Annotated in this window: 8 protein-coding genes and 2 pseudogenes; 3 read left to right on the plus strand and 7 right to left on the minus strand. The window is 53.2% G+C overall.

Annotated features, from left to right (window positions below; translation table 11 throughout):
- Window positions 1–188 precede the first annotated feature (188 nt).
- Window positions 189–413 (plus strand): type I toxin-antitoxin system SymE family toxin, encoded by a 225-nt coding sequence (locus tag RFN81_RS00310; protein WP_264497285.1) that lies wholly within the window; start codon window positions 189–191, stop codon window positions 411–413.
- Between the two features lie 65 nt (window positions 414–478).
- Here the strand turns inward: RFN81_RS00310 and RFN81_RS00315 are convergent, their stop codons facing one another.
- Both RFN81_RS00315 and RFN81_RS00320 read right to left on the minus strand, forming a co-directional pair.
- Complete coding sequence (locus RFN81_RS00315) at window positions 479–835, minus strand: hypothetical protein (protein WP_264497286.1); 357 nt, start codon at window positions 833–835, stop codon at window positions 479–481.
- A 402-nt stretch (window positions 836–1,237) separates the two neighbouring features.
- Window positions 1,238–2,249, minus strand: a pseudogene (locus RFN81_RS00320) (RHS repeat-associated core domain-containing protein); the annotation flags it as partial.
- A gap of 71 nt (window positions 2,250–2,320) precedes the next feature.
- Between RFN81_RS00320 and RFN81_RS00325 the strand changes: the two are divergent.
- Window positions 2,321–2,631 (plus strand): annotated as a pseudogene (locus RFN81_RS00325) (SymE family type I addiction module toxin).
- A 75-nt stretch (window positions 2,632–2,706) separates the two neighbouring features.
- On the opposite strand, the gene RFN81_RS00330 reads toward RFN81_RS00325, so the two are convergent.
- From RFN81_RS00330 to RFN81_RS00340, 3 genes are all read right to left on the minus strand, one after another.
- Complete coding sequence (locus RFN81_RS00330) at window positions 2,707–3,063, minus strand: hypothetical protein (protein ID WP_264497287.1); 357 nt, start codon at window positions 3,061–3,063, stop codon at window positions 2,707–2,709.
- A gap of 8 nt (window positions 3,064–3,071) precedes the next feature.
- Entirely contained in the window at window positions 3,072–8,351 is a 5,280-nt protein-coding gene (locus tag RFN81_RS00335; protein WP_264497288.1) for an RHS repeat-associated core domain-containing protein, read from the minus strand.
- A 405-nt stretch (window positions 8,352–8,756) separates the two neighbouring features.
- The gene (locus RFN81_RS00340; protein ID WP_264497289.1) at window positions 8,757–10,010 is read right to left on the minus strand and encodes a valine--pyruvate transaminase; all 1,254 of its coding nucleotides are present in this window, start codon (window positions 10,008–10,010) and stop codon (window positions 8,757–8,759) included.
- 390 nt (window positions 10,011–10,400) lie between these two features.
- Between RFN81_RS00340 and RFN81_RS00345 the strand changes: the two genes are divergently transcribed.
- Window positions 10,401–11,609, plus strand: a complete 1,209-nt coding sequence (locus RFN81_RS00345; RefSeq protein ID WP_264499047.1) for an aldose 1-epimerase family protein — start codon at window positions 10,401–10,403, stop codon at window positions 11,607–11,609.
- A gap of 145 nt (window positions 11,610–11,754) precedes the next feature.
- Here the strand turns inward: RFN81_RS00345 and RFN81_RS00350 are convergent, their stop codons facing one another.
- Both RFN81_RS00350 and RFN81_RS00355 read right to left on the minus strand, forming a co-directional pair.
- The gene (locus RFN81_RS00350; protein ID WP_264497290.1) at window positions 11,755–12,285 is read right to left on the minus strand and encodes an inorganic diphosphatase; all 531 of its coding nucleotides are present in this window, start codon (window positions 12,283–12,285) and stop codon (window positions 11,755–11,757) included.
- On the minus strand, window positions 12,282–13,382 hold the full coding sequence (locus RFN81_RS00355; protein WP_264497291.1) for an ABC transporter ATP-binding protein: 1,101 nt from the start codon (window positions 13,380–13,382) through the stop codon (window positions 12,282–12,284). Before RFN81_RS00355 ends, RFN81_RS00350 begins: the two co-directional genes overlap by 4 nt.
- Between the last annotated feature and the right edge of the window lie 10 nt (window positions 13,383–13,392).

Raw genomic sequence — 13,392 nt, forward strand, 5'->3', positions numbered from 1 at the left:
GCCGGTGAGGCGCGTGCGCCGTCATATTCCCAGAAGATGAGGATAAGGAAGTGATTAAGAAGTTGCTGGATGCCTTTTTAACCAAGAAGCAGTTACAGGCGCTGGCAAAGTAACGGCGTTAACGCGGAACTGACGCGCTTGCAACACGTCAGCCCGCTCACCACAAGCAACTAAAAGAGGTAGTTACTATGGCTAAGGCACATTCTAAGTCAGGCGTCACCGTTAATAAAGCAACCAAAACAGAGCGTTACTACACCGTGGGATACGCCCCGCATAATGGTAAACCCAACCCGCCCTCTGCCATCAACCTTAAAGGTCGCTGGCTGGAAGAGTCCGGTTTTATCACCGGCATGCCCGTCACCGTCACGGTGGATTGGGGCAGGACTATTATTGAGACGCAGATTAATTTTTAGCGACTGACCAGACCATAAAATAAAAAACCGGAAGGATCGGGTGATCGCTTCCGGCTATTATTTAATTATTCGCCATCATAAGAGATCGTTGCTTCAACCGCATCTCTAAACCAGTCCCAAAAATGATTAAATTCACGAACGTTTTCATATCCCTCGCTAGAGAAGTCGTGAATGATAATAACTTTACCATCCTTTCCTTTTTCCCAACATGCAATGTCATCATTATCTTCCCGACGAGCAAAAGGAATTAAATCTCTTGATGGATATCTATTTTTAATACCATTAAATCTGGTTCTTAAACGCTCTTCTGTAAGAATGATCCAAGGATCAAAATCGAGCAACCCCTGATCAACTATTCTCGTAAATTCAGAAGGATATGAGAACCACTCAGGCAATTCATTTTGTAAAAATAGTTTTTCCATATTAATCCATAGATCCTATTACAGGTGAACCACTAGGATATTGATTTCTATATCCTGCACTTTGCTTCCCAATTCTGAGATTTATCGCCTCTTCCCAACTTGAAGGTGTTCCTTTCTTCGTTGTAAAACGCTCAACAAAATCACTTGGCAAAGCATCTGATGCTTCATGAATTCTAGCCTTAACATTAATCCCGGCTCTAGAGGCAGCCAAAACCCTAGTATTATCGATAGTTGTCAATTTTCCATCACTCATTCTGACAACATCAATCGGATCACCCGCCCATCCATTATTTTTCATACTATCAGTTAAATCAGCGGCGCCATTTACAGAGCTCTGGCTAAAACGAATATCTTTAGGATCTAATTCATGTATCGTCCCAGATCCCTTAGTTTTTCCTTCCTTCGGCGTTAGTCCAAACGGATCAACATATGTGAGCGGATTATGTACATACCCTTGCGGCCTTATCCCCCCACCCAGCCCTATCGGGTCGGGCGATAGGTACTGTCCGCTTTCCGTATCATAGTAACGATGGCGGTTGTAGTAAAGCCCGGTTTCCGCATCGTACAATTGTCCCTGATAGCGCAGTTCGCAGTACACTTCCTCGTTCGCCGCGTCCCCCAGGTAGCGCCGCAGCGGGATAGGTCGCCGCTCCTCGCGGTATCCGCCCCACAGCGCCTGTTCGCCGCGCCAGTGGATTTCGCCTTCCTCGCTGCACAGCTCCCGCGCCGTGCCCGTCAGGTCGGTCACGATATAGTGCAGGCGCGTGCTCCCGCCCTTTGCCTCCACCTGCGCCAGCGGCCGGAAGCTCCCCGGCTCGTATACCCACTGCACTTCCCGTGCCGCCGACCCGTCGGCCCGGTACTGCTGCTGACCGGTCAGCTGGTCGCCGTCCCAGCGGTACGCCACGCGCGTGACCGCCTGCGCCGACGGGGATTGACCCTCGCGTACCTTGTTGATTCTGCGCCCGAACGCATCGTAGCGATAGCGCCAGCGCGCCCCGTCCGGCAGGCTCACCCGTATCAGTCGGTCCTGCGCGTCCCAGTCGAAATAGGTCTCCTTCGGCCTGAACCCCGGCCGCGTTTCCCGCTTCACAATCAGACGCCCGCAGTCGTCATAGCGGTACTGCGTATGGCCCCGCTCGACCACCCGGCCCGCCGCATCGTACCGTGCCGATGCCTGTACCACCGCGTCCTGTACCTTCAGCGTCTCACCCAGACCGGGCGCTATCAGCGCCACCTCACACAGATTCTGCTCGCTGTCATAGCCAAACAGCCGCGCCTGACGCCGTCGTCCTTCGTCACGGCGCTCTGCCGTCACCAGCCCGGCGCCGTTGAGCCGGAACGCCTGTTCACCCCAGTGGCTGTCTGTGATACCCGTCAGACGGTCCAGCACATCGTACTGATACCGGTACAACCGACCGTCGTAATGGCGCTCATCGCTCAGTCGACCGCTATGGTCAAAGCCGTAGGTCCAGTCGCGTCCAACTGGTTATCGAACGCGCCGTAACGGAACTGGTAGCAAAGGCAGGATTTGCCGCCGAGACGCTGTTTCGTATCAGCCTCTACTGCAACGGGCTGATACTGACGCGGCTGGATGAGGACACCGATATCGCCGCGCTGATGACCGAACTGGACGGCAGCGAGACGGAAGGCGCGGACTGGGTGGGTGACAACGGGGAACTCACACTGGCGGCGACTGGCTCACCCTGAGCGGGTTACCCGGCCAGCCGTTAAGCATTGAAGTGCTGCCCGGTAAGATAATTATTCGGGCAGAGATAGAGACTATGCTGGCGTAATAATACCAGCCGCTAAAAATAAAATAGCCGGAAGGATCTTTACGATCGCTTCCGGTATCCCACCCTATAAATAAATCACTCACTATTAATAATATACTCTTCAAAAAAACACTTTATTCTTTTCAGAAAAAGCAATTTATCTTCTATATCGTAATCAAAAACGAAATTCACACCATTAAAAACGATGTCAACCCCATTTTCATTATTCTCAATAATAAAAATCAACGATTGTACAATCCGTTGCCGTCGACTTGGTTCACTTTCTAAAAACCATGGTTTAACAACTGTGTCTGAAATATATTTCAATTCGCTCTCTATATTAGGGTTTTTATCCTTTATCAGATAATAATCATCATCACTAATAACATTTTCATCAAGAATAGATAATGCACTGATTGCCAAGTCATATATCTTTTGAGTTTCGAGGCTCATTTTCCCCATCATTGCCCCCATATAGGAAATGCAGTAACTGGATGACCACTTTGATCTAAAAACACTTGCGCAGTATTAGATGTACCATATGTTGGCCCAATTTTACTGTATCCTTCTCCTATTTCCCTTCCGAACGGAACTATCGCACTGGTCTTATTTCCACCCGATTGCCTATATATCGTCTGAGCTCTTTGAATCGAGTTTAATTGATCTCTGTGACTATTAAATCGAGTTGCTGCTGTCGGCGTTCGCTGCTGAATACCCGTTGTCGGATTGGTACCATCGGTTGCTCGTCCAAGCTGCGAATCTAAGGATGTTTGAGCACCATGTCTTTCTAAGAAGTGGGCTCTAGGATTTGCATTTTCCATTTCTTGTAACCTGCGATGAGCATTGGCCTCAGCAAGCTCATTAATCCTTGCCCGTCGCTCAGCTCTCGACATTTTCTTCGGATCAGGCGGACACCCAGTCAACCCCAGCGGATCAACCCACTCCAGCGGATTATGCACATAACCCTGTGGCCTTATTCCCCCGCCCAGCCCTATCGGATCGGGCGATAGGTACTGCCCGCTTTCCGTATCATAGTAACGATGGCGGTTGTAGTAAAGCCCGGTTTCCGCATCGTATAATTGCCCCTGATAGCGCAGTTCGCAGTAGACTTCCTCGTTCGCCGCGTCCCCCAGGTTGCGCCGCAGCGGGATAGGTCGCCGCTCCTCGCGGTATCCGCCCCACGGCGCCTGTTCGCCGCGCCAGTGGATTTCGCCTTCCTCGCTGCATAGCTCCCGCGCCGTGCCCGTCAGGTCGGTCACGATATAGTGCAGGCGCGTGCTCCCGCCCTTTGCCTCCACCTGCGCCAGCGGCCGGAAGCTCCCCGGCTCGTATACCCACTGCACTTCCCGTGCCGCCGACCCGTCGGCCCGGTACTGCTGCTGACCGGTCAGTTGGTCGCCGTCCCAGCGGTACGCCACGCGCGTGACCGCCTGCGCCGACGGGGATTGCCCCTCGCGGACCTTGTTGATTCTGCGCCCGAACGCATCGTAGCGATAGCGCCAGCGCGCCCCGTCCGGCAGGCTCACCCGTACCAGCCGGTCCTGCGCGTCCCAGTCGAAATAGGTCTCCTTCGGCCTGAACCCCGGCCGCGTTTCCCGCTTCACAATCAGACGCCCACAGTCGTCATAGCGGTACTGCGTATGGCCCCGCTCGACCACCCGGCCCGCCGCATCGTACCGTGCCGATGCCTGTACCACCGCATCCTGTACCTTCAGCGTCTCACCCAGACCCGGCGCTATCTGCGCCACCTCGCACAGGTTCTGTTCGCTGTCGTAGCCAAACAGCCGCGCCTGACGCCGTCGTCCTTGGTCACGGCGCTCTGCCGTCACCAGCCCGGCGCCGTTCAGCCGGAACGCCTGTTCGCCCCAGTGGCTGTCTGTGATACCCGTCAGACGGTCCAGCACATCGTACTGGTAGCGCCGCTCCAGCACGTCATTCACCCGACCATCCGCCCCTTCCAGCGCCTGACGTTGCAACAGGCCCGTCGGGCTCCAGTCATGACGTAACGAGAACCCGTTGCCGTTGGTACGCCGCTGCTCTTCGCCCGCGGCCGTATGGCTGAACTGCAACGGTGCGTGTGCGCCAATTGCCAGCGACGCCAGCCGCCCAGACTGCCACGCCAGGTGCAGCGGGGCAAGCAGGCCATCGACTCTGGCACGCTGACCGCCTGCGTCATAATCGCTCTGCACCGCCTCGCCGTTAAGGGTTTCCGCCACCACCTGCCCGGCGCGGTTATAGGCGTATTCCACCACGGCGTCCGGGTTGGCGGCCCGGATTAAGCGGCCCGCCGCGTCGTAGTTCAAGGCCGTGACGCTGTCGGTTTCCCCGTCCGCGTTACGGGCGGTGATAGTAATGATGCGTCCGGCGGCATCATGCGCATAATGCAGCGTGCTGCCATCCGGTGCGATGCGCTGCACCAGCCGGTCGGCCACATCGTACTGATACTGGTACACCCGACCGTCGTAATGGCGCTCTTCGCTCAGTCGACCGCTGTGGTCAAAGCCGTAGGTCCAGTCGCGTCCCTGACTGTTCGTCACCCCGGCGAACTCGGCCTCGGCATTGTAGTGGTAGCGCACCGTTGCCCCCAGCGGGTCGGTCGCGTCCAGCAGGTTATCGAACGCCCCGTAGCGGAACTGGTAGCGCTGCCCCAGCGCATCCGTCACCGCCGTCAGGTTGCCCTCCACATCGTAGCCAAAGCGCGTCTCGCTGCCGTCTTCGTACACCACTTTAGCCGGTGAGGCGCGCCCGCCGTCATATTCCCAGCGGCGCACCTGTACGCCCGCCTCGTGCTCAATGTGTCGTTCGGTCAGACGGTCAAAGTCGTCATAGCGGAACCGGACCGTTGGCGCCGCATCCCGCTCCAGGCGGCTGAGCAGGCCGCGGGCGTTGTAGTGATAGCGCTGCAATACGCCGTCCGGGCTTATCACCGTCGATAACAGCCCCGCGTCATCATAGCGGTACAGCCACTCGCGCCCTTCCGGGTCGTTCACCTCGACAACCTGCCCGGCGTCGTTACGCTGATAGTGCCAGACGTTGCCCAGCGGGTCGGTGTAGGCCAGCAGGTGTCCGTCATCGTCATACGTATAGTGATGGATGGCGCCATCAGGCAGCGTTACCGCGGTGACCTGCCCCCAGTCATTGCGCTGGTACACCGTGCGACCGCCCAGCGGGTCGGTCTCGGCCATCAACTGGTTATCGACCCACTCGAAGCGGGTCTCACCGCCGTCGGGGGTACGTTTGAGCAAGATATTATTACGTGCATCGCGCACGTAGCTGAATATTCCGCCAAACCCGCTATGATAGTGGCTGGTCAGGGTGTCATCGTCGTATTCAAAATGACCCGGCCAGTAGCCTTCTGCGGTTCTGTCGCGGATGGCGCGGCCTTTTTTATCGTAGTCGTGTTCAACCCAGGTCGACCCCAAATCCGACCAGCGCAGCAGCCAGCCTTCCGGTGAGTAGCGATAGTCAAAATTACGCCCCTCCTCCGCACGCACGCTCAGCAGGTAGCCGTGTTCGTCATAGGTATAACGGGCCAGCGTTTTGAGGGGCTGACGCTGCGGGGTACACAGCGTCAGTGCCGTCATCCTCTGGTGTTCCGTTGTGACGTGAATCAAACGCCCGTCAGACAACGTCACCCAGCGGAGTTCGCCCAGCATCCATTCGAACGTCACCCGGTTGCCGACGGCATCGTCAATCGATGTCAGACAAAGCTGGAGGCCGAGGGCATATGCAAAGCGATAGCGCAGGCCACCGACATGGTGAAGGACGAGTTCCCCCTGCTGGCGGGTTAATCGCCATTGTGGATTCGACGGTGCGCGACTGAACGCCCCTTCATCGGGCAGGGCGAAGAAGGCCTGATTAAATTCCCCGTCCATGAGCATCGCGACGCCCTCGTTCAGCGTCAGGCTGATATCCCAGTTGGTACGCCACAATGTGCCCAGTAAACCGGGATGTCGCGCGCCCGTGGAACGATAATAACGTTGCAGTGACACTGGCAGCGGACTGCTTATCTGCATATCCGTGCGTTGCTCCACCACCGCCCCGGTGGCCATATCAACCGGGTCACCCTTGCTCTCCCCGTTCTCTGGGGCCGCTTTCGTCTTCTTGTCCTGGTGCTGCGCGTTTTCCTGCGCGGCGGTATCCGCTTGCCGTTCATGTCTGGCGCCGGGCGTGATGGGTTGCGTGCCCTTCGGGAGCACGCGCGTTTCCTTATTCTCTTGCGGCGTGTCTTTACGTTTTACCGCATCAGGTTTTTGTGGTGAGGGTTTATCACTGTTCGCCTCGCCTTGCGGTTTAGCGCGCGGCAGCGCGTCCACTGGTGTGGCATGCGATGGCGCAGAGGAAGTAGGGGAAGCCTGAGACGCGTGTGTCGCGCCGGTGGCAGGGCGTTTTCCTCTGGAGCCGCCTGCCTCAGATACGCCGAGTTTGCCTTTGTTATGCCTGCCATGTCTTGACGGTATGGGCATGGATGCCAGCGCGATACCGTTTTCACCCTCCGCCCGATAATCGCCTGACGCCCCTTTCTGCACGTCCATGGCCGACAGTGCCGTGCTCCCTTTGGGACGTGAACTCGCAATCACCTGCGTGACGATTTGGGGGATAAATTCAGCAAATTCGGCGTCAATGAATTGCGCCACCTGGTCAAACAACGAGAGCAAGGTGTCGAGTACATCCACCATCGCCTGGAAGCAGTCCTCCATCAGCGTGACTATCCAGCTACGCTCGCCGGACACACCGTTCACCAGCAGAGACAGCGCCTTTTTCATCGTTTCCAGCAGCGCTTTCCCCTTGGCCGCATACTGTTTGATATCCGAACGTATGCTCGTGAGCCAGGCGACGATATTACCGTTATCCAACCCCCGGATTATCTGCGTGGCTTCCTGAATATTCTGCTGATGGCTGCCCTGGGTATTTTTCAGCTTACGTAATGCTTTGGTTATGGCGTTGCCACTGACTTTCAGCGCATCCCCCACGCCCGGCACAAAGCCGATAACACACAGTACGCCGTCAATCTGGTGCAGAGGGTCGGTCAACAAGCCGGGGTCGTTATAGCTCGCCCAACACCACTCTCCGAGGAAATACACGTCCATCGCCTGACCGACCACGGGAACGCAGCCCAGTATCACCTCACAGAACAACAGCACCGCGTTATCAATACCGGCTGCCTTGCTTGCCACCTCTGCGGGCAGTTGATGTTGGATCCGGCGGACTTCCCTTTGGAGCTCGCCATCACGGCTATAGAGCTGTCTTTCCAATTCCCAGAAACGTTTTAACGCGGGTTTATAGCGTTCCGGTATCGTACTGAGCGGCAGTCTCACTGACTGCTGGACAGCCCCGTACTCCACCAGCCCTTGTGCTCTCAGTATGACGAACAGGGAAAAGTATTCTCCGGCGAAACTGGCATAGCTCGGGTTTGACATGAGGACCGGGTTGTTCTGTACCGTTTTTTGCGGGTCAAACGTATCGCTGCCTTCGCCCAGTAATAGCTCAAAGGTGCCGCACCCCATATCATGGATAAAAAACATCCCGTTATCGTCGGTTCTGCCTTCTATCTTGTGATTTCTGCTATCGGTTAATTGAAACGGGGCGTTCGGGATTGGGTCGCCTGAATCATAATGATAATAAACAAGAATTTCGCAGCCGCAGGCGACACATCCCCCTGAAATCCTATTATCGGTGGCGAAACTGCGCTTCGCGGCCTCTCCGCTGGCAATTAACGCGCGGCTTTTATCCTGATTCATGAAATCATGTCCTTGTTGTTTTATGCGTCGTCCAGATGGTCAATCGCGGCCTGATACAGGCTATGAATAGGCAATCCCTGTGCCAATTTTTATGTTGTTGTTTTTATTAAACAAACACTTAAGTCAAATTTTCCCTAAGCAAAATTTGAGCAAAAAGTTGCGCAGACCTCGTGAAAAAACGGCATCCATTGCGCAAAAAGTGATATCCACTGGGAAGTGAGCAAGAAATTGCGCAGAATGCGCATTTATGCTGAAAGTTTGATTTAAGCGTGTGGGGATGGTGGGATTTGTAATAAAAAAACTATTAATAAGTTTTTAATAAACGAATTTGTCTATTAATGACATAAAAATACTTTAGCCACTGATAGCTCAGTGGCTTGTATTTCAATGGCGATTTACTGCCAGTTATGATTTTTCTTGCATTGCCTTTTCCACCTCTTCCGCCAGTATTGCGATACCGCGTTCGATTTTTTCCGACTCCGGCACATAGTTCATCCGCATACACTGGTGCGCGTGTGGCCAATCCTGATCCAGGCCGGGGAAGAAATAGTGACCCGGCACCATAAGGACGCCACGTTTTTTCAGGCGCTGATATAGGGTTTCTGTCGTGATGGGTAAATCCTTAAACCACAGCCACAGGAAGATCGCGCCTTCCGGTTTGTGGATCAGGCAGCGTTCGGGTGATAAGTAACGGCGGATAAGCGCAATCGTTTCGATAACTCGCTGTTGGTAGAATGGACGAATGACTTCGTTGGATAAACGCAATAGATCGCCGCGCTGAATCATTTCATGCGCGAGCGCCGGGCCGATCGCCCCTGGAGACAGGCTAATAATACCATTCATATTGCCGAGCGCCGAAATCACCTGTTCATTGGCAATCACGATGCCACAGCGCGATCCTGGCAAGCCGAGTTTGGACAAGCTCATGCACAGGATAGTATTCGGATTCCAGCGTGGTGTCGCGTCGTTGAAGATAATGGCGGGAAAAGGTACGCCATAAGCGTTATCAATGAGTAGGGGAATCTTGTGTTGCTGCGCCAGCGAATCCAGACGCATTAGTTCGTCATCGGTTAGCACATTGCCGGTCGGGTTGGTTGGGCGAGATACGCAGATCAACCCGATATCATCAGTAATCGACAGGTGATTAAAATCAACGTGATATTTGAATTGCCCTTCGGGCAAGAGTGCGATCTGCGGGCGAACGGAGACGAACATGTCGTCATCCAACCCGGAATCCGAATAGCCGATATATTCCGGCGCCAGTGGGAACAATACTTTCTTTAGGCTGCCATCAGAGTGACGACCGGCAAATACGTTAAACAAGTAGAAAAACGCACTTTGGCTGCCGTTGGTTAGCACAATATTCTGTGGGCCAATCTGCCAGCCGAATGTCTGACTCAGGAGTTCAGCCATCGCACTAAGCAGGGTCGTCTTACCCTGTGGGCCATCGTAGTTGCATAGTGCATCCGTTAATGTCCCTTTTTCCAGCATCTCCTGGCACAGCGCTTGAAAGTAGTTATCCATCTCAGGAATATGTGCCGGATTACCCCCGCCCAACATGATAGCGCCTGGTGTGCGTAACCCTTCGTTCATGTCGTCCATTAATTGGCTGATGCCCGCGTGGCGAGTAAATTTTTTGCCGAAAAGAGAGAAGTTCATTGTTATTTATCAGTGGTCATAGATAGGGTAGCGGCAACCATAGCGTCTACGTTAGTCAGGTGCAATATGGTTAAAAATAGTTTGCTGTTTCTTTAATACTTCCGTGAGCAAAAATAATCATGAAATATTGATGCTCTGACGACTCGATAAAATTAACGTGCGCAGCTTGCTTTATCTAGCTGAAGCGATATTAATTTTTGCCGATCAATGTCTCACTAATATTGTAATAATTTCATTTTAAAACTCATCGTAAGTGACTTCGGTTGTACTTATGGTTCGGAATTGCCGGAATTCTCCACCTGGTGATAGTTATCACGTTATGGCCATCAGCTGATTTGTAGTCTTTAGCTCGCGTTAGCTAAAACAATTCAGCAGAAGAGGATGATCATGATGAAAAAATTATTGGGTATGGGTTTAACACTGGTGCTAGCTCCCTGGCAGATCTCGGCTCAAACGTTTGTGCTGACGGATGCTGAAAGCAGCGTAGATAAGGGGAACTGGCAAATTAGCAGTGAGGCTCTGAAGATAAAAAATCAGCACTTCAGCATTGAGCAAAAAGTTCTACATGGCGGGCGTCAGGAAGGCAGTAAAGTGATTACGATTACCAGTAAGGATGGGCTGGAAATTGCCCTCAGCCCAACCCGAGGGATGAACGTGCTGCATGTAAAGGGTAAAAACATACGTTTGGGGTGGGATTCACCGGTTGATGAGGTCGTAAACCCGAATACCATCAATCTGGAAAGCCGTAACGGCCTGGGCTGGCTAGAGGGCTTTAATGAGATGATGGTGCGCTGTGGCTTCGAATGGACTGGACACCCGATCACCAGCGAAGGAATGATTTATACCTTACATGGTCGGGCAGGCAATACGCCAGCCTCAAAAGTGGTCGTGGAAATCAGCGATAAAGCCCCGCATACCATTAGGGTGCGAGGATTGCTGAAAGAAAACAGCTTTAAGAAGTCGAATTTGGAAACCTGGACTGAGCTGCGTTACGTTCCCGGCAGTGAGTCGTTCACCGTGCATGATGTGTTGACCAATAAAGCGGACTACCCGCGCGACTACGAGATTATCTACCACAGCAATTTTGGTACGCCGATTTTGGAAGAAGGCGCTCGCTTCATTGCCCCGGTAAAAGACATTTCACCGTTTAACGACTATGCGAAAGATGGTCTGGCAAGCTGGCAAACCTACAAGGCGCCGACAAAAGACTTTGATGAAATGGTGTTTAACATCACACCGTATACCGACGCTCAGGGTAAAACGCTGGCCGTCTTGATGAACAGGGCGGGTGATAAGGGCGTGTCAATCGCCTTTGATACGCATCAACTACCCTATCTGACGTTGTGGAAAAACACAGACACGGAAAAACAGGGATACGTGACAGGGATCGAACCGGGTACTAACTATGCCTATCCGGTGACAATTGAACGTGAGCAAGGCCGGGTTAAGAAATTACAGCCAGGTCAGAGCACGACATTTGAGTTGACATACAGTCTGTTAAGTAGCGCAACTGCGGTGCAGAAGGCAGAGCAGGACGTAAAAGAGATTCAGGGGAACAAATCCCCCACGCTGACGGAAAAACCGATTGCCGTTGAGTAGTTTTGCGACATGCTGACCCCCATTAGGGTGGTCAGCTATCATCAATCAAAAGGGTACATCTTGATTTTCACGTAACATAATAATCATCGTTTTAATTTATGCTTACCTTGAAAGCGTGTTTTATATAATTGATTAATATATCAAATTACATTAAAGGTGGCCTAATTGCGCAATGTGACGATGCGCGCGCTTTTTCCAGCAATTGCTGAGCATCAATAGCAGGATGAAAGCCGTTTAATACCACGCTTTTACGACCGGCGGGCAACTGTTTGTAACTGTGGTAAAAAGCTTCAATTAGTTGCAATTCTGCCGGCGCTAGGTGGCTGATATCAAAAATGTGGCTATAGAGAGGGTCGACAGCATGTGTCGGAACGGCGATCACTTTATCGTCCTGGACGCCGCCATCAAGCATCGCTAAATAGCCAATCACCCTGACATCAATCAGGCTGCCGGGGAATAGCGGTTCGCGCGTTAGTACCAGGACGTCCAGCGGATCACAGTCCTCTGCCAGCGTACCAATTAAAGAACCATAGTTACCGGGGTAACAGACGGGCATCGCCTGAAAGTATTTTACTTTAATCTCGCCACTGTCGGTGACGTCATAGCGGATAATGCTGCCTGCGGGTATTTCAATGCGTGCGGTGGCGCAAAGCGCTTCAATTTGCTGATTCATCATTTCACCTCATAGGAGGGCCGATCATGATCAAAAATCAGGCAATTTTCGCCAGTCATCACCAGAGACAAAGGGCTGCCGACAGGGAGATCCGTGGGATGAACAATTGAAAATGCGATATCGCCGATAGTGGTAGCGACATTTAAACGCCAGTGGCGGCCCTCAAATAGGGTACTTACCACACGGGCGGCGAGGCCAGATGGGGCGCTGGCGTCGTGATGTATCGCTCCAGGGTTGAAGAGTAAGCGAATCTGCTGGCCGGGGCGGGCGGATCGTAGCCTGCCGATGCGTGCGATAAACTGGGCACTCCCCATCTCCACTCTGGCGTGGTGATTGTCGATCTGCATCACTAAACGCGCTTCTACTTCGCTGTCGAAGCCGGCGAGTGAGGCCACCCATGGCGACTCAGGATGCTGGAACAGGCCAACCGGCGTGGCGATCTGCTCAATATTCCCTGCCCGCATGACGACGATGCGATCGGCAAATGCGCAGGCTTCCAGCGGATCATGCGTCACATAAACTACGGTTTTTTTTAGGCGAGAGAACAACTGTGAAAATTCATTACGCATTTGTGCCCGAAGCTGTACATCAAGATTGGAGAGCGGCTCATCAAAGAGCAGCACTTGAGGGTCGGTCGCTAGTGCGCGTGCGATCGCGACGCGTTGCGCCTGACCGCCGGAAAGTTGCGCCGGACGGCGCTGTGCGTAATCGTCAATCTGCATTAACGCCAACATTTCCTTTACTCGCGCCTGCCGTCGTGCGGTTGGCCATGCATGTAAACCGTAGCCGACAATCTCCTTTACTGTCATATGCGGCCAGAGGGCATAATCTTGAAACACCATATTTAGGCGTCTTTTTTCCGGAGGAACGCTGTGGCTTCCATCCGTCATCATATGTTGGTCGATAAAAATCTTTCCCCGTTGAGGATTGTCCAGCCCGGCAATCAAGCGCAATAAGCTGGATTTTCCGGAGCCTGAAGGGCCGACGATGCAATACACCGCACCCGCAGGTAGATCTAAGCTCAGATCCTGAATGATGGTGTGCCCTTGGATCTGCCAGTGTAAATGGCGGCAACTGAGCATCGGTAAAACATGGGTCATGCTGAAAACC

It is taken from the genome of Pectobacterium cacticida (assembly GCF_036885195.1).
Classification (GTDB): domain Bacteria; phylum Pseudomonadota; class Gammaproteobacteria; order Enterobacterales; family Enterobacteriaceae; genus Pectobacterium; species Pectobacterium cacticida.

What these genes read in the sequence shown, in the direction of transcription:
- RFN81_RS00335 (WP_264497288.1), bottom strand. Translation starts at nt 8,351, where the DNA reads ATGAATCAGGATAAAAGCCGCGCGTTAATTGCCAGCGGAGAGGCCGCG.
- RFN81_RS00310 (WP_264497285.1), top strand. Translation starts at nt 189, where the DNA reads ATGGCTAAGGCACATTCTAAGTCAGGCGTCACCGTTAATAAAGCAACC.
- RFN81_RS00350 (WP_264497290.1), bottom strand. Translation starts at nt 12,285, where the DNA reads ATGATGAATCAGCAAATTGAAGCGCTTTGCGCCACCGCACGCATTGAA.
- RFN81_RS00345 (WP_264499047.1), top strand. Translation starts at nt 10,401, where the DNA reads ATGAAAAAATTATTGGGTATGGGTTTAACACTGGTGCTAGCTCCCTGG.
- RFN81_RS00330 (WP_264497287.1), bottom strand. Translation starts at nt 3,063, where the DNA reads ATGAGCCTCGAAACTCAAAAGATATATGACTTGGCAATCAGTGCATTA.
- RFN81_RS00315 (WP_264497286.1), bottom strand. Translation starts at nt 835, where the DNA reads ATGGAAAAACTATTTTTACAAAATGAATTGCCTGAGTGGTTCTCATAT.
- RFN81_RS00355 (WP_264497291.1), bottom strand. Translation starts at nt 13,382, where the DNA reads ATGACCCATGTTTTACCGATGCTCAGTTGCCGCCATTTACACTGGCAG.
- RFN81_RS00340 (WP_264497289.1), bottom strand. Translation starts at nt 10,010, where the DNA reads ATGAACTTCTCTCTTTTCGGCAAAAAATTTACTCGCCACGCGGGCATC.